This window comes from Pseudomonas sp. NFACC24-1, from assembly GCF_900115235.1.
Lineage (GTDB): Bacteria > Pseudomonadota > Gammaproteobacteria > Pseudomonadales > Pseudomonadaceae > Aquipseudomonas > Aquipseudomonas fluorescens_AA.
The window spans coordinates 1-14794 of the sequence record NZ_FOVS01000012.1 but is presented as its reverse complement, the minus strand read 5'-3'; the positions used below and the strand labels follow the sequence as shown (position 1 = coordinate 14794).

The 14794-nt window shown below is 58.4% G+C and carries 14 protein-coding genes and 1 pseudogene; 4 read left to right on the top strand and 11 right to left on the bottom strand.

Features of this window, described 5'->3' with window-relative positions; all coding sequences use genetic code 11:
- Positions 1-1576: 1576 nt before the first annotated feature.
- The 3 genes from BM317_RS13005 to BM317_RS12995 all read right to left on the bottom strand — a co-directional run bounded on the left by BM317_RS13005 (position 1577) and on the right by BM317_RS12995 (position 2681).
- Positions 1577-1996 carry a hypothetical protein gene (locus BM317_RS13005; protein ID WP_256574138.1) on the bottom strand — a complete coding sequence of 140 codons (420 nt, stop codon included), beginning with the start codon at positions 1994-1996 and terminating at the stop codon, positions 1577-1579.
- The gene (locus BM317_RS13000) at positions 1996-2301 is read right to left on the bottom strand and encodes a hypothetical protein (protein ID WP_092167258.1); all 306 of its coding nucleotides are present in this window, start codon (positions 2299-2301) and stop codon (positions 1996-1998) included. The genes BM317_RS13005 and BM317_RS13000 overlap by 1 nt, the downstream gene beginning before the upstream one ends.
- A 107-nt stretch (positions 2302-2408) precedes the next feature.
- On the bottom strand, positions 2409-2681 hold the full coding sequence (locus BM317_RS12995) for a hypothetical protein (protein WP_092167261.1): 273 nt from the start codon (positions 2679-2681) through the stop codon (positions 2409-2411).
- A gap of 497 nt (positions 2682-3178) precedes the next feature.
- On the opposite strand from BM317_RS12995, the gene BM317_RS12990 reads away from it, so the two are divergent.
- Positions 3179-4138: a hypothetical protein gene (locus BM317_RS12990; RefSeq protein WP_092474499.1), complete on the top strand. Its 960-nt coding sequence runs from the start codon at positions 3179-3181 to the stop codon at positions 4136-4138.
- Positions 4139-4229: 91 nt separating this feature from the next.
- A complete protein-coding gene (locus tag BM317_RS12985; protein ID WP_092167266.1) occupies positions 4230-4862 on the top strand; it encodes a pyridoxamine 5'-phosphate oxidase family protein in 633 nt (210 codons plus the stop codon).
- 88 nt (positions 4863-4950) lie between these two features.
- Here the strand turns inward: BM317_RS12985 and BM317_RS12980 are convergent, their stop codons facing one another.
- The 3 genes and pseudogenes from BM317_RS12980 to BM317_RS12970 form a co-directional block, all read right to left on the bottom strand.
- Positions 4951-5331, bottom strand: coding sequence for a c-type cytochrome (locus BM317_RS12980; protein WP_092167269.1), 381 nt, complete (start codon positions 5329-5331; stop codon positions 4951-4953).
- 40 nt (positions 5332-5371) lie between these two features.
- A pseudogene (locus BM317_RS31115) lies at positions 5372-5500 on the bottom strand (HIT family protein); the annotation flags it as partial.
- 357 nt (positions 5501-5857) lie between these two features.
- Complete coding sequence (locus BM317_RS12970) at positions 5858-6724, bottom strand: LysR family transcriptional regulator (RefSeq protein ID WP_092167272.1); 867 nt, start codon at positions 6722-6724, stop codon at positions 5858-5860.
- A gap of 110 nt (positions 6725-6834) precedes the next feature.
- Between BM317_RS12970 and BM317_RS12965 the strand changes: the two genes are divergently transcribed.
- Positions 6835-7764, top strand: a complete 930-nt coding sequence (locus tag BM317_RS12965) for a DMT family transporter (RefSeq protein ID WP_092167274.1) — start codon at positions 6835-6837, stop codon at positions 7762-7764.
- A gap of 174 nt (positions 7765-7938) precedes the next feature.
- Here BM317_RS12965 and BM317_RS12960 read toward each other — a convergent pair whose 3' ends face one another.
- The 5 genes from BM317_RS12960 to BM317_RS12940 form a co-directional block, all read right to left on the bottom strand.
- Positions 7939-8481, bottom strand: a complete 543-nt coding sequence (locus BM317_RS12960; protein WP_092167277.1) for a hypothetical protein — start codon at positions 8479-8481, stop codon at positions 7939-7941.
- Between the two features lie 77 nt (positions 8482-8558).
- Positions 8559-9197 (bottom strand): response regulator transcription factor, encoded by a 639-nt coding sequence (locus BM317_RS12955; RefSeq protein WP_092167279.1) that lies wholly within the window; start codon positions 9195-9197, stop codon positions 8559-8561.
- Positions 9184-10242, bottom strand: a complete 1059-nt coding sequence (locus tag BM317_RS12950; protein WP_092167282.1) for a sensor histidine kinase — start codon at positions 10240-10242, stop codon at positions 9184-9186. The genes BM317_RS12955 and BM317_RS12950 overlap by 14 nt, the downstream gene beginning before the upstream one ends.
- A 58-nt stretch (positions 10243-10300) precedes the next feature.
- The gene (locus BM317_RS12945) at positions 10301-11605 is read right to left on the bottom strand and encodes an ABC transporter ATP-binding protein (RefSeq protein WP_092167284.1); all 1305 of its coding nucleotides are present in this window, start codon (positions 11603-11605) and stop codon (positions 10301-10303) included.
- Positions 11606-11615: 10 nt separating this feature from the next.
- Positions 11616-13223, bottom strand: a complete 1608-nt coding sequence (locus BM317_RS12940) for an ABC transporter permease (RefSeq protein WP_256574137.1) — start codon at positions 13221-13223, stop codon at positions 11616-11618.
- A gap of 870 nt (positions 13224-14093) precedes the next feature.
- On the opposite strand from BM317_RS12940, the gene BM317_RS12930 reads away from it, so the two are divergent.
- Positions 14094-14627 carry an REP-associated tyrosine transposase gene (locus BM317_RS12930; RefSeq protein WP_092167289.1) on the top strand — a complete coding sequence of 178 codons (534 nt, stop codon included), beginning with the start codon at positions 14094-14096 and terminating at the stop codon, positions 14625-14627.
- The last annotated feature ends 167 nt before the right edge of the window (positions 14628-14794 follow it).

Sequence of the window (14794 nt, the reverse complement as noted above, 5' to 3'; positions counted from 1 at the left end):
AAGTCCGGTTTTGAGTACCTGTCGCGCTCAAAAACGTTTTTACACAGCCTCGGCCAGAAGCTGCCCTTCAGGAAGGCCAGCAATCGTCCAGAAGCAGGCTTTCACCTACATTGACAAAGCAGCGGCCGATCCAATTGGCTATCGATTTAGAACATGTGGCTGTTTGTGGTCGAAAGCCGGTCGTGGGGAAGCAGCGAATGTACCGGGAATGTGCGTGAAACGTTGTCATCTTTCTTCCTTCAGATGTCCCGCGCACAGTCTCATCTGTTATTCTGATTCAAAAATCATGCGTGTGGATGAGACGCTATGTTGCATTCAATACAGTTATCAAGCGGTAGATATGTCGGCTAATTAATAGTTGGGGAAACTGAGTATGCACCGCTTAATAGCAAATGGACTTGTTTTCATCAGCATTGCGATATTGTGTTCTGGCTGCACATCCTATTCGTCCCAGCCGACAATCAACGAACACGTTGAATCCGAAGAAAAAGAAAATATCTTCAGCTTCAGTTACGAAATAAACTCTCCATGGAAAGATAGTCGCTTTGCCAGGGACGCATACGCAACGACACTAAAATTTATTCCAAGCGCGCAAAATACTAGCTCAAACCTTACAGCTTTACCCCTTCCTACCTTAGAAATAAAAATCTCGGAATTTTCATCTGGCGGCGCTTGCGCACAAGAATACTTAACGGGCTTGAGTCTTGGTTTAATTCCTAGTTGGTGTTCAAGGCCAAACCTTTTCAAGTTTAATTTCATACTGAATAAAGACCACAGCTTTTGCAGGCAAAGAACTTATTCAATAAGTTCCACGTCCTTCTCACATCTCACGATGATTCCCTTCGCCCTATTCAATGCGGAAAATCAACCATTAACGCTCTATCAGGCCGCGCTAAAAGATTTCCTTCAAAGAGGTCAATGTACAACGTCCTAACAGGTACGTTCACATGCTTCGCCCGCCGCTACGGAGGCCCCATGTCAAGCATTGGGGCCGTTTGAGGTGGAAACTTATCTTAGGTGACCGTCTGCTTCTGGCCGAGGCTGTGTAAAAACGTTTTTGAGCGCGAAAGGTACTCAAAACCGGACTTAAAATCGCGCTTCTACGCGAAATCCACATCTGCTGACGTGCCGATAAATTTCAGATTTAACGTAGACGCGCGCACTTCAATCTTGGCGAAGCGTTTTTACACACTCTGGGCCGAAAGCAGTCCTTGATGAGCACCGTAGATAGCCAATCTCTGACCCTCTCGACCTTGAGGCTAGGGGGGCGAAGCAACTGGCAGGTAACGATGAGCGCGCGCTATGAGATTAGCTCTGAAAGAAGGGGTGGATGTATTTGAACAGAAATGAATCTACCCTATTCTTTACACCATCAGCCGTTAGCCTGAAATAGACTGCCATCATCGTTCAACGGCCGAAAATAACCTTTAATACAGCTAATCTCACGTACGCAAATCTGGATATGGGTTTTTTCTCGAAAACTTGTCCCAGGATATAGTCCTACACCTTCATTAAAAGGTGATCGAGCAGTTTCGTAAGCGGGGAAATCAAGTTTTGTACGGGCTGTATGCATGTTCTAAAATACAGCGCAGTCCAAGTGACATTTCAGCAGGTCCAAGTCGCTTTCGAACCCTGGGCTATTAATCGGAAGAGGGTTGCCGGTGGCGGCTGCGGTTGCTTCCAATAGGGCGTAAGCGCTCTTAAGCTCTAATAAAGCACCTTCCTCGGTCAAGTTGAAGCAGAGACCAAGATCGAGGACAGCGCCGATGACATAAGGATTCTTGATTGCCCCTTTACCGCGCTTCTTGTAGCGCTTGATACTTTCAGCATAACTCAGAGCTCGCTCTGGACTATTTTCCCAAAAGTAGATGCCTTGCCCTAGCCAGTCATAGTCGTTAGTGCTTGGTGTAAGGGACTCGCCGGCAAGTACAGCCTCGCCGACATCTCGATCACATCCATGGAAGCCCAAAACGAACGAAGGGAGGTTTTGATACATTATCGATAAGCAGCCGTAAGTTCGCCTGCTTCAGAGTACACCCCCGTCTTCTTCGCAAATACCTTGGCTTCCTCCGGATCTTCAGAAAGGAATTGAGCCAACTGCAGCATTCGTTCAGCTGCGTCAGAATGGGAGTTGTACATCTGTTTTGATGATGCAGCGGCTTCCCCTCGGGGAGTCTTCGGTTTGGCGGCAGCAGATAGTTCTTTAGCCGTTGTAACTTTGGCCGGGGCTTTTAAATTAGCTGCGAGAGCTTTCACAGGCTCGGCGGTCTGGGCGGCTGCAATCTTAGATTTTTTGGCCATTTATAGCCTCCTGCGACACAATCCAGTGCTTGGCCGCTGTGGGTTGTTCTCTGTCGCTCATGGTCACGGATAGAAAAAACGGGCGTTCTCAGACGCCCGTAATTCCATCAGTTTTCAACCTGCGCCTGAAGCCGCCGACCAATCACCTCCAGCAAATCACACCCATCCCGCAGCGGAATCACCAAAAGCTGTGCAAAATCCGACAGCACCACGGTGTCGCTGGCGATCTCGGAGCGAAACGCAATGTTTTCCAAGACCTGGGTAACCACGCGAATACGGTAGTCAGCGGTTGCATGCAAGACGTCAAGCGGTGCTTGGGTATCGATGAGTAGGGACGCAGGGGTACAGTCGATGCCGGTGATAGGAACGTATCTTTCCATGTTTGAAGCTCCGATCTAGTGAGGTTTTAACCACTCAATCGTCGCCAAACAATTGGGTGGCAGTTGCACGCAGGTTGGCGAACCGGGATCGGAACCGGCAGACCCGAAGGTCTCCCGCGCACAACTGCCATAACGGACAGCCGCGCAAGTGTGCCAAAGCCATCGCAAAAAACGCAGCACTTTTGCACGTGATCCCAGGTCGCCAAACCTGATCGCCATTTGGGCGACGTGAGGGACTATAGATTTGCGCACCCAAGACGAACAAGGTGAGAGATTCCGAGGCCTTCGTAGGAATCATGAGAACTCTCCAAGGAAACGAACCGACTTTATCCATTTCTGTAGGAGCAATTACTCACACCGAAGAAAACCCCACCCCAACCCCGAGGCCGCGACATCCGGTATCCTGCGCCTCTGGAACACCATCCCGGCCCGAGGCGTTCCAATCGTCATCCCGGCCCCTCGAACAGTCTGCAAAGCAACGCAGCAGGAGGCATGCAATGTTGATAGGACATCGGTTCGAGCGCACCGCGCAGGGTGACCTGCACATCCATTCGCGCAACGTGGTGCAGAGCTTGGTCGTGTTGGTGATAGGGGCGTTGGCCTTTATCTTGCCGATGGCGTTCGCCGTGTTTTTGATGGTTGATGGGGCCTCGTTGATGGCGGAGGTGGATCCACTGTCCGCTCTATTGATGGTGCTGCTGTGGCTGCTGATTCCTGCCCTTGGCCTGCTGCTGGTGGTGTACACCGGCGTCCACGAGACGTTGGTGTTGTCGCGGGTCGACGGCGAAGGCAAGCGCCTGACCCGTAACTTTTTCGGGCGCCGCGAGCGTGTGCAATCGGCCTTCCGGATCGATGTTGCCAAATCCCTCGAGCTGCGCCGCCTCCCGCAGGCTGGGCGAGCTCGCACCCAGCTGTGGCTGATACTGCGCGATGGCACCGCGCAGCGCCTGACCACCGACAACGTTCCGGTGGTGCCGGGCAGTCAACGCACGGACGTGTGGCTGCGGGAGCTGGCCGATTACCTGGGCGTGGCGCTGCCCACTGAGGTCGTCGAGGGGGCGGCGCTGGTTGTGAAGGTGCCTTACAGGCCAACTCCGGCCCCTAGCAGCGGCAAGGCAGTAAGGGCAGCCCGTCAGCGCCGGGAACAGGGTGACGCGCCTGCGCTTGAGCTGACCGAGAAACTGGGCGTGCCGGCGCGTGCCTTGCTCACGCTATTGGGCGCCTTCTTTGCGGTGCTGGAACTGACTAACGTCATGACCTTGGTGCCGGCCATTTTTACCGGGCGGCTGCGCGTCAGTGGCTTTCGAACGGGCTCGACGACGTTCTATTGGGCCGAGCAGCCGCTGAGCTTTTCCTTCAACTTACTGGTGGGTGTCGCCGAGGGCGTGATCGTCGGCTTTATTGCCTGGGGTTGCTTGCGCGTGGCGATCCAGGGGCGCATGAGCTCCAAGACCTGAGAGCGGTCGATTCGGTCGTCGTTGGGTTGGAAGGTTGAGAGGGCGCGGCGCAACTGAATGCGATTTTTAAACATCTACAGAGGAGACGAGTATGGAGCGCGACAACGACAGCAGCGCCTACATCACCACGACGCAAGCACTGGAAAGCCTCTACGGCCCCGTCGCGACGCCCTCGATGCTCAAGGAAGTCGACCATATCCATCCGGTTTACCAGCCCTTCATAGAGGCTGCATCCTTTGTGATTCTTGCTTCCTCAGGCCCCGGAGGCTTGGATGCGTCTCCGAGGGGCGATGCGCCGGGGTTCGTTCATGTCCACGACAGCAAGACGCTGTATTTGCCCGACCGCCGCGGCAACAACCGTATCGATTCGCTGCGAAACATCGTTGAGGATCCCCGGGTCGCGCTGCTTTTCCTCGTGCCCGGCGTGGGGGAAACCTTGCGCGTGAATGGCACGGCCAGGATATCCATCGAGCCAGCCCTGTTGTCCCGCTTCGCAGTGAAAGGGCAACTCCCTCGAACCGTTCTGGAAGTCACCGTAACCAGTGTTTACTTCCAGTGCAGCAGGGCGGTGGTCAGGGCGGGGCTATGGGATGTGAAGCGGCAGATCGAGCGCAGTGCACTGCCCACGGCAGGCGAGGTGTTCAAACGCATTTGCCCATCGCAGGTCGATGGCGACGCTTATGACAAGGCACTGCCGGAGCGTGTTGCCAATACGCTTTACTGACGGTTTTTTAAAGCACTCCAATACCCAGTCCGAGAAACCTGGGCATTGCCTGTTGTTATCGATAAGCCGAGGTGCAGTCCCCCTAAGATCATTTATTTGAAATGACCTCACTCATGTATTGATGCAGATCGCGCAGGTCGTTGACGCTCCAAGGGTGCGGCGGGATCTTCACGCCATTCTCTTTCAAGGTCCTTGGAATCAGGTTTCCATTGGGGCGAAGTATGATTGAAGAGACAATCACACCCGGGTAATCGGTCAGTCGTTTCTTGAAGGCGGGTGTCGTAAGGTCAGGGGTTGGCGGGCTGCTTTTCTTGGCCAATGGTCCTGTTCCCTTGATGTCCGCGCCATGGCACACGGCGCATCGCTGAAGATAGAGTGTTTTCCCATTGGCGTTGTCCGCGAAGGACGCTGACGCTTGCATGAATGACAAGATGCCGAGTAGAGCAACGGATGATGTTTTGATGTTCATGTGACCGGTACAGCTGATTTGAATGGCTGACGCAACCTGCCAATTGGGCCAATGAATTCACGTGAGCCTTGGCGCCGAGCATGAGGTAGCCGGGCAGGGCGGATGCCAAGTGATGGTTGACTGTCCAATGGTTCGTTTCATGGAGGATAAACGGTGGTGCTGGTTCCAAAGCTGACTCCCTGTCGTAGTGCGGTTAGGACCGATCCTTCAACTATGTAACATTTTTCAGCCGTGCGCTGACAGGCAAGATTGATGAGAACCTGTGGCGAGGGAGCTTGCTCCCGCCGGCCGCGAAGCGGCCCTTCGAACAAGCCCTGAGATTTGGCTTGGTACACAGGTTTTCAGGACTGCTTTGCAGTCCAGCGGGAGCAAGCTCCCTCGCCACGGGGTTTGTGTTGGTCGGTGGACCGAGTTGTCGGCTTTTAGGGCCGCTTCGCGCCCCAGCGGGGATAAATCCCCTCGCCACAAGAAGGGGCGGCGGGATGTCGCTCAGCGCAGTTCAATGGTGTTTGTGGCGAGGTTGCAACTACCCTTCGAACTCCGTCTTCAACATCGTCAAAAACGCTTCCCTGGCAGGATGCCGGCCAGCGTTTTCATGCCAGTAGAACAGGTTGTCGATGCCCGTCAGCTCAGGGAACTCATACCCTGTCCAGCCAGCCCCCTGGCGATACTGCTCATAGATCCCACGAGGCACCAGCGAGACGCCGGCACCGGCACTGACGCAGCCGACGATGGCGCCATAGCTGGCGATGCTGATGATCGGTTGCACTTGGTCATGGCGCAGCAACCACTGCTCCAGGGCAAGGCGGTACGGACAGCCCGGGGGCCACATGAAGATGGCCTTGCCTTGCAGGTCTGCGGCGTTGCGCAAGGGGCCGTGGGATTCGGAGGCGATGAGCATCAGGTCTTCGCGGTACATCACGGCGCGCTTGAGCCCCGGCCGTTCCACATCGACCGCCACGATCACACCGTCGAGCCGATGGTGCTGGGTATCGTCCAGCAACTGTGCCCAAGTCCCCGTGCTCAGTTCCAGCGACACCTGAGGATACTGCGCGTGGTATTTGGCCAATAACTGAGGCAGGCGCCCGGTGGCGCTGGATTCGATGGCGCCTATGCGCAGCGGTCCGCTTGGCGTGTGGCTGGGGTTTACCGCGCGGCGGGCTTCCTCCGTCAGGCCGAGGATTTTGGTCGCGTACCCCAGGAACACCTCGCCCGCCGGGCTGACCCGCAAGCCGCGACCTTCACGAAAAAACAACGGTGTACCCAGCTCCCGCTCCAGGGATTTGAGCCGTGCCGTGATGTTGGACGGCACGCAGTGCAGCACTTCGGCGGCACGGGCGATGCTGCCGGTGTCGCAGACGGTCTTGAGCATGCGCAGTTGGGACAGTTCCATGGCTCACCCAAAGTGAATGGTTGGCTGAGTTTAAGTCACTTGTATTGATGATGGGTGGTTTTGATACTGCGGCGTAAATCGACCAGACGCTCAGTGCGCAGGAACTCTGAATGGAAACCCGATGTGTGCCGTTGGAAGGCTTGAAGAACCCCTGCAGACCCCGCGTGAAATTGATTCTGGCGACGCTGTTCGTGATTCTTTGCTGGGCCTATTCGCCGATTGGTATTCGCATCGGCTTGCAGGCTTACGAACCGGGTCAGCTGGCATTGATGCGGTTTCTCATCGCTTCGGTGTTCATGGCTGTCGTCGCGATAGCAAAGGGTATTTCTTGGCCGCGTCTCGGGGATTTACCGTTGCTGGCGGTATTGGGTTTCTTTGCCGTGAGTCTGCACCACATCGCCCTCAATTACGGTCAGCGGGGTGTCAGTGCTGGGGCGGCCAGTATTCTGGCCCAGTCCACGCCTTTGTTCAGCACTTTGCTGGCGCATTTTGTCTTCAAGGACAGAGTCGGCGCTTGGCAATGGGGCTGTGTCCTGTGCGGCTTGCTTGGTGCTGCCGTGGTCGTCACGGGGGATCGAGGCTTGGGCGACATGGACGTCCGTGGGCTATTGATCCTGCTGGCGGCGCTGTCCTGGAGTGTGTATTTCGCTTTGCAGAAGCACCATACCCATCGCTACGACGGCTTGACCCTGGTTTGCTACACCGTCTGGTCGGGCACACTCCTGTTGTTCATTTTCGCGCCGGGCATGTTGAGCGCGGTGCGACAGGCTTCGGCTTCGGTGAACCTGGCGGTGTTGATTCTCGGTATTTTCCCCAGCGCGCTGGCGTACCTTGCTTGGGCTTACGTGCTGGCCCACAGCGACGTGAGCCGCGCTTCCATGGCCCTTTACCTGATACCGCCCACGGCGATGTCGATGGCTTGTCTAGTCCTGGCCGAACGCCCAGCGGCGATGGTGATGGTTGGGGCGGTTATCGTGTTGGCGAGTGTGCTTGCGTTGAATTTTGAGCCGGCGAAGGTGGCAAAAGCCGCCGCTGACTGAGGATTACCTGACCGGATGGTGATGTGCCAGGCCGGCTGACGCGGATCGATCGTTCCCATGCTCCCGCGTGGGAATGCCACCAGGGACGCTCTGCGTTCCGCCCTTGGCATGTGACGCAGAGCGTCACGGGATGCATTCCCACGCGGAGCGTGGGAACGATCAACGCAGCGCCCCTTATTTTTTAACCTGATAATCCTGGCCCCACACGCGCACGGTGTTGATTTTCTCGTTCAACCCTTCAAACACAAACTTCTGCCGCACGGCCGTCTTCGGCGGAATGGTGACTTCATCCGGGTTTTCAAACCCTGCGAGCTTGTTGGCGTAACCGGCCTGGTCGATGGCGAGCAAGGCGCCCGTCTGGCCAAGGTTGATCAGGCGCAGTTGGGTGTCGGTGCTGTTCTTGAAGCCGAGGGTGACGCTGAAGGTGTCGTCGACGGGCTCCAGCTTCAGGACTTCGATGGTGACGCGGTCTTTCAGTTGCTCATTGGAAGAAATGATCGTCGCGCCGTCGGCACCCTGGGCCGATTCGCGGCCATCGAGCACGCCTTCGCTGACGCCGCCCAACAGGTTCTTGCCGGCGGTAATGAAGCTTGAGACGGCTGCCTTGGTCGAGTCCTTGATGAGGCTGCCGTCGGTTGGCTCGCCTTCGGCGAAGCACAGCGAGCTGAGCAAAAGGCTGGAGACGAGGAGGGTGGAGCGTGACGGCAGAAGGTTCATACCTGAGTCCTTGAGGGGGGGCAACGACATCGCCCGTCAACGGGGCGAACGGCAATGATAGCCGTGATCATGGGCCGCTAGCGATCTGCTTCCTTGAGTTTTTCCGACATCTTCACCAGCGTTGCCAACGAGTCTGCATTCATCTTGCGCATCAACGACCCGCGCCGCACTTTCACGGTCACCTCGCTCAATCCCAGTCGGGCGGCCACCTGCTTGTTCAACAGCCCTGACACGACCAGGTCCATCACCTCGCGCTCGCCGTCAGTCAACGCGTCATGCCGACGTTTCAGAGCGTCGACACTCGCCGCGGCCTTGCGCCGTTCCTGGTCGCGGTTCAGGCCCAGGGTGATTGCATCGAGCAGGTCCTGTTCGCGAAACGGCTTGGTCAGGAACTCCAGCGCCCCGGCCTTCATGGCTTTGACCGACATGGGAATGTCGCCATGGGCGGTGATGAACACCACCGGGACCTGGATATTCAAACGCGCCATTTCCTGCTGGAAATCCAGCCCACTCAGGCCCGGCATGCGCACGTCGAGGATCAGGCACGCCGGAACGTCCGGCCGTTCGGCGTCCATGAATTCACGGGCCGAGCCGAAGGCCATGCTCGCCAGGCCCACGGAGGCCAGCAGGTCTTGCAGGGAGGCCCGTACCGAAGGGTCGTCGTCGACGATGAAGACCCTCGAGTCGGGCTGGTCATGCATGTCAGTCTGGCTCATCGGATTCCCTTGTGACGGCGGGCAGGGTGAAGTGAAAGGTCGAACCTGAGGGCGAATGGCTGGTGGCCCAGAGTCGTCCGTCATGGGCCTCGATGATCGAGCGGCTGATGGCCAACCCCATCCCCATGCCGTCCTGCTTGGTGCTGTAGAAGGCGTCGAACACCCGTTCGCGGTCGCTGGCCGGCAAGCCATTGCCTTGGTCGGATACCGAAAAGAGCAGTTGCCCAGGCGATTCGAGCGTCACCTGAAACTGCAGAACCCGCTGGTCGACGTCAACCTGACGCATGGCGTCGAGCGCGTTCATCGCCAGGTTCAGGATCACTTGCTGGATCTGCACTTCGTCCGCCAGCATCGGCGGCAGTCCGTCCTGGACCTGTACCTGCAAGGTGATGTTCTGCTCGTTCAGCTCGCCCGTCATCAAGCGCAACGCGGCATGGACCGTGTCGGCCACGTTCAGCCACTGCTTCGTCGGTGCTTGATGCCGGGCCATGCCGCGCAACCGAGCGATGATGTCGCTCGCCCGGTGGGTGTCGGCGATGATCCGCTCCACCGCCTGGCGGGCCTTGGGCAGGTTGGGCGGCTCGGTCGCCATCCAGCGCAGGCAGGCACCGCCGCTGGCGGCCACGGCAGCCAGGGGCTGGTTGACTTCGTGGGCAATCGAAGCGGCGAGTTCGCCGAGCATGTTGATGCGGGCGATGTGCGCCAGGTGGGCGCGGGTCTGGTGCACCGTGCCCACGGCGGCCGAGAGCCGCAGCGCCAGGTACGTCGTGCCGGCGATGGCCGCGAGGCTGATCAGCACGTTGATCAGCCCGGCCTCCGTGTCGCCAAATCGCGTCAGCCGATAACTCAGGATCGTCAGGACCATGCAGATCAGCGCTACCCCTGCCACGGCGCGTGCCGGCAGGATTCTCACCGCGATCAGCACCACCACGATCTGGAAGACCCCGACCGCGATTTCCAGGTCGGTGACCGTATCGATCGCCGCGATGCCGAGGGCCAATCCCAGCAGGAGCACCAGACGCAGGGTCAACTGGGTTCTTCTCATTGAATGTCCATCGCGCATTGCTCCAACGACCGATCCCCGCAGTTTATACCGCAGCACCTCAGGATGGATTGTCCAGGCTGAACTGATCGGCCACTTCGTCATAGGCGAACAACTCGGCGTAGCGCCCCCATTGCGTGACACAGTCCAGCGTAATAGCGGCATCGTGCTCGGACATGAAATCTTCCAGTTGGTCTCGGAAACGCCTGGCCGGTGCGGTGCGGGTGGGGCGGTCGTCCAGCACCCGGCGCACATGCCCCACCAACGGCACATATTTAAGCAGGTGCCGGGCAAACAGGTGCTTGCGCTCATCCACCGCTGACTCGGCGTAGCGCAGCCCGGCCGGCAGGAGGGTGATGTGGCCGTCCTGCAGGTCGGCCAGGCGCAGGAGCTGCAGCACCTCGGCGACCGGCAAAAGATCACTGGCGGTGTAGCGCAATGCGTCGGCGAGCTCGCGCAAATCCGCTTGGCCGGCAAACGGCTGATCCTGCACCGCTTCGATCAGCCCGGCCAGGGCATTGCTGGAAATCGACGGCAGGACCATGCCCACGCCGCTGCCTGCAAAGGTCTCCTGGCGTGCGGAGCCGACATTCGCGCCGCCGGCCATCTGCACGTAAATGTGTTCGACCAAGGCTTGGAACGCCGGGTCGGCGCGATTGCGCGGCTGGCTGAGGTCCACGACGATCTCACTCATGACTCGCCCCGGGTTGGAGGAAAAAATCAGTATCCGGTCACACATCAGCACGGCTTCTTCGATGTTATGGGTGACCATCAGGATCGACCTGATCGGCATGCGCCCCTCACGCCACAACTCCAGCAGATCGGTGCGCAGCGTTTCGGCGGTCAATACGTCCAGGGCGGAAAACGGCTCGTCCATCAACAACACATCCGGGTTGACCACCAGTGCGCGGGCCAGGCCGACGCGCTGGCGCATGCCGCCCGACAGTTCCTTGGGGAAGGCGCTTTCGAAGCCGTCGAGGCCGATCATGTCGATGGCGGCCAGCGCCCGTCGACGTCGCTCGGGCGCCGCCACGCCTAAGGCTTCGAGGCCGACCTCGACGTTCTGTAGCACCGTCAGCCAGGGGAACAGGGCGAAGCTCTGGAACACCATGCGCACCGAACTCGCCAGCCCTTGGGCATTGGGCGGAAAATCCACCACTCCCGTGGTGGGCGAAATCAGGCCCGCGATGGAGCGCAGCAAGGTCGATTTGCCGGAGCCCGAACGCCCCAGCAGGCCGACGATTTCGCCCTCGTCCAGGCGCATGCAGACATTGTCCAGGACCCGGCGCTCGGCACCGCCAGCCGTGCCGTAGACATGGCCGACTTGCTGCACATCCACCAGGCAGCGTTTGTCTATTACTTGCATGGGATTGCCCTCAATCAATTCGAAGCCGACGTTCGGCGAAACCGTAGAGCGGACGCCACAGCAACCGGTTGAAACCCACCACGAAAATCGACATGACCACGACGCCCAGCGCCACCCGATGCAGATCCCCGGTCGTGGTGGCCTGGGCGATAAAGGCACCCAAGCCGGACGCATACAGATGCTGATCACCCCAGGACACCGCCTCGGCGACGATGCTGGCGTTCCATGAGCCACCCGCTGCCGTGAGGGCACCGGTGATGTAGTAAGGGAAGACGCCCGGCAGCGCGACCTGGCGCCACCACTGCCAGCCGCGCACATGGAAGCTGCGCGCCGCCTCGCGCAAATCCGTCGGCAGGGCGCTGGCACCGGCAATCACGTTGAACAGGATGTACCACTGGGTGCCCAGGATCATCAGAGGCGAGAGCCAGACATCGGGGTTGAGTTTCAGGGCGACGATGGCGATCACCGCGAACGGAAACAGCACGTTGGCGGGGAAGGCCGCGAGCAATTGCGCGACGGGTTGCAGGCGTTCGGCCCAGCGCGGGTTCAAGCCGATCCAGACTCCGATGGGCACCCACAATACGCTGGCCAGCACGATCAGCACGCTGACTCGCAACAGGGTGGCCAGGCCCAGGCCGAAGGTACTGGCGACGTCATCCCAGCCCAACGTGCTGCCAATGAAGCGCGACAAGTACAGGAGGCCGGCGATGCAGGCCGCGGCGACCAGGGCGAGCCAGGCCAGGTCGGCGGCGCGGTTGACGCGGGCGCTGGTCTTGAAGCGGATGGACGGCAGCCGCGGGATCTTTTCCAGAAACAACGAGGCCTTGATGCTGCCCAGCGCCAGCAGCACCAAGGGCACCAGGCGAGTCGAGCGCAGTAGGTCATAGACCCTGGACCGTGGGCGTTTCTGGGAGGCGGTCTGTTCGAAGCGGAATTTGTCCGCCCAGGCGACAATCGGCCGGAAGAACAGCAGGTCATAGGCAATGATCACCCCAACCATGGCCAGCACCGCCCAAGCGATGGCGGCGATGTTTTGCTGCTCGATCGCCAGTGCCAGCCATGAACCGATGCCCGGCAGGCTGACGGTGGTGTCGCCGACGGTAATGGCTTCGGACGCGACGACGAAAAACCAGCCGCCGGACATCGACATCATCATGTTCCACACCAGGCCCGGTGTGGCGAAGGGCATCTCCAGCCTGACGAAACGTTGCCATGGCGAAAACGAGAACTGTCGGCTGACATCGTAGAGATCGTTGGGCACGGTTCTCAGCGATTGATAGAAACTGAAAGTCATGTTCCAGACTTGGCTGGTGAAGATGGCGAAGATGGCCGCGCACTCCACGCCGGTTTCCTTGCCCGGGAACAGTCCCATGAAGAACACAACGGTAAAAGTGAGAAAGCCCAGGACTGGCACGGATTGGAGAATATCCAACGCCGGCAGGATCACCATGGCTGCCTTGCGGCTTTTGGCTGCCAAGGTGGCAATGACCAAGGAAAAAACCAATGAAACAAACAAGGCAATGAACATGCGCAACGTGGTGCGCAAGGTATATTCCGGCAGGTGCACCAGGTCCAGGGACAGTGGCGAAGCGTCCAGCACGCCGAGGGGCTGGTTCATCTGATCCAGGCCATGGAATACAAAGGCAGCCAAGAGTACCAGGAGGCCCAAGGACGCTATGTCGGCGCGCCAGGAATGGGCGGGGAGTTGTTCTCTGTTTTTGAAGGGCGTCAATGCAGGTGCAAGGAATGAAGGGCGCATGGATCACCTCTATTACGCTTTGAAAACCAGGGCTGCGACCACACTTGCGATCAATGGACGTGATGACGTTGAAGCGCACTTGAACGGGGGCGTTAAGTGCCCGGCAAGATTAAGTGTTGCCCGGGTCGATGACCACGCTGACTTGGGACATGAAAATATACGTTGGTATATCCGTTCCCTTTGGTGAGAGAAGCATGCAGTAGGGCTTTATCTTTTTTTGCTCATTGACGTTGCGCGAGGAGGGTAGAAGGGCGTGCGTCTGATCCGTATTTTTCTGCGCCAGGTGCCTCTGTAATGAACCCGGGCCCGGCCCCAGAATAACCACGCGGTTAGCCTAGTGAGCTGCCGTGTACTGCAATTTTTTGGTCCAGGAGTACTCATGGCGAAGATGGCGATTTTTCTAGGTGGGTTTTTGGCACTGACTCTTTTGATCGGCGTGCTGGCGACGATTTCGCCCGTGTAGGCACAAGCGGCTGAAGCATCTGTGACGACAAGCCCACTGCGGTCGATCGTTCCCACGCTCCGCGTGGGAATGCCTCTACGGATGCTCCGCGTTCGGCTCTTGAAGGGGACGCAGAGCGTCCCGGGCTGCATTCCCACGCAGAGCATGGGAACGATCATCGAGGGTTTGCCGACCCTTCCCACGTGCTCCGAGCCCTGTTCGTCTATCCTCAAGCGCCTCGGAACCGGCAGCATAGTCATTCCCCTCGCCGCAAAGGAAGGCATCCCATGGGCCGGAGCCGCTACGTCATCACCGAACCGGAAAAACCCCACTTTCTCACCTGCACATTGATGGAATGGTTGCCGCTGTTCATACGGCCCTATCTCGTTGATCACCTGCTCGGGTGCTGGCGCTATCAGCAAACCCATCAAAACTTGCAGTTGTTCGGTTATGTCGTTCTGGAAAACCATCTGCATTTCGTTGCCCAAGCGCCGAATCTGAGCAAGTGCTTGTGTCAGTTCAAATCCTTTACGGCGCGCCAGATCATCAACGACCTACAGAGCAAGGGCGCTGAGCGAGCATTGCAACGCCTGCGGTTCAGCAAGCGAGCGCATAAGCAGGACAGGGTCTATCAACTCTGGCAAGAAGGCTCACATGCGGAGCAAATCTATAGCGAAGCGGTAATGCGCCAGAAACTGGATTACATCCATCTCAACCCAGTGAAGCGCGGGTACGTGGAGTTACCGGAGCATTGGCGCTACTCCAGTGCACGCAATTATGCGGGGATGGAGGGGTTGATTGAGATTCAGCGATGGTATTGACGCTGTGAAGTTGGAACGCGGAGCGTCCCTGGTGGCATTCCCACGCGGAGCGTGAGGAGCGATCGTTCATCGCACCGGCCAATTGATCGTTCCCACGCTCTGCGTGGGCAATGCATCCCGTGACGCTCTGCGTCACCTTGCAGAAGCGGAACGCGGAGCGTCCCTGG

What these genes read in the sequence shown, in the direction of transcription:
- BM317_RS13005 (WP_256574138.1), bottom strand. Translation starts at nt 1,996, where the DNA reads ATGTATCAAAACCTCCCTTCGTTCGTTTTGGGCTTCCATGGATGTGAT.
- BM317_RS13000 (WP_092167258.1), bottom strand. Translation starts at nt 2,301, where the DNA reads ATGGCCAAAAAATCTAAGATTGCAGCCGCCCAGACCGCCGAGCCTGTG.
- BM317_RS12995 (WP_092167261.1), bottom strand. Translation starts at nt 2,681, where the DNA reads ATGGAAAGATACGTTCCTATCACCGGCATCGACTGTACCCCTGCGTCC.
- BM317_RS12990 (WP_092474499.1), top strand. Translation starts at nt 3,179, where the DNA reads ATGTTGATAGGACATCGGTTCGAGCGCACCGCGCAGGGTGACCTGCAC.
- BM317_RS12985 (WP_092167266.1), top strand. Translation starts at nt 4,230, where the DNA reads ATGGAGCGCGACAACGACAGCAGCGCCTACATCACCACGACGCAAGCA.
- BM317_RS12980 (WP_092167269.1), bottom strand. Translation starts at nt 5,331, where the DNA reads ATGAACATCAAAACATCATCCGTTGCTCTACTCGGCATCTTGTCATTC.
- BM317_RS12970 (WP_092167272.1), bottom strand. Translation starts at nt 6,724, where the DNA reads ATGGAACTGTCCCAACTGCGCATGCTCAAGACCGTCTGCGACACCGGC.
- BM317_RS12965 (WP_092167274.1), top strand. Translation starts at nt 6,835, where the DNA reads ATGGAAACCCGATGTGTGCCGTTGGAAGGCTTGAAGAACCCCTGCAGA.
- BM317_RS12960 (WP_092167277.1), bottom strand. Translation starts at nt 8,481, where the DNA reads ATGAACCTTCTGCCGTCACGCTCCACCCTCCTCGTCTCCAGCCTTTTG.
- BM317_RS12955 (WP_092167279.1), bottom strand. Translation starts at nt 9,197, where the DNA reads ATGAGCCAGACTGACATGCATGACCAGCCCGACTCGAGGGTCTTCATC.
- BM317_RS12950 (WP_092167282.1), bottom strand. Translation starts at nt 10,242, where the DNA reads ATGAGAAGAACCCAGTTGACCCTGCGTCTGGTGCTCCTGCTGGGATTG.
- BM317_RS12945 (WP_092167284.1), bottom strand. Translation starts at nt 11,605, where the DNA reads ATGCAAGTAATAGACAAACGCTGCCTGGTGGATGTGCAGCAAGTCGGC.
- BM317_RS12940 (WP_256574137.1), bottom strand. Translation starts at nt 13,223, where the DNA reads ATGAACCAGCCCCTCGGCGTGCTGGACGCTTCGCCACTGTCCCTGGAC.
- BM317_RS12930 (WP_092167289.1), top strand. Translation starts at nt 14,094, where the DNA reads ATGGGCCGGAGCCGCTACGTCATCACCGAACCGGAAAAACCCCACTTT.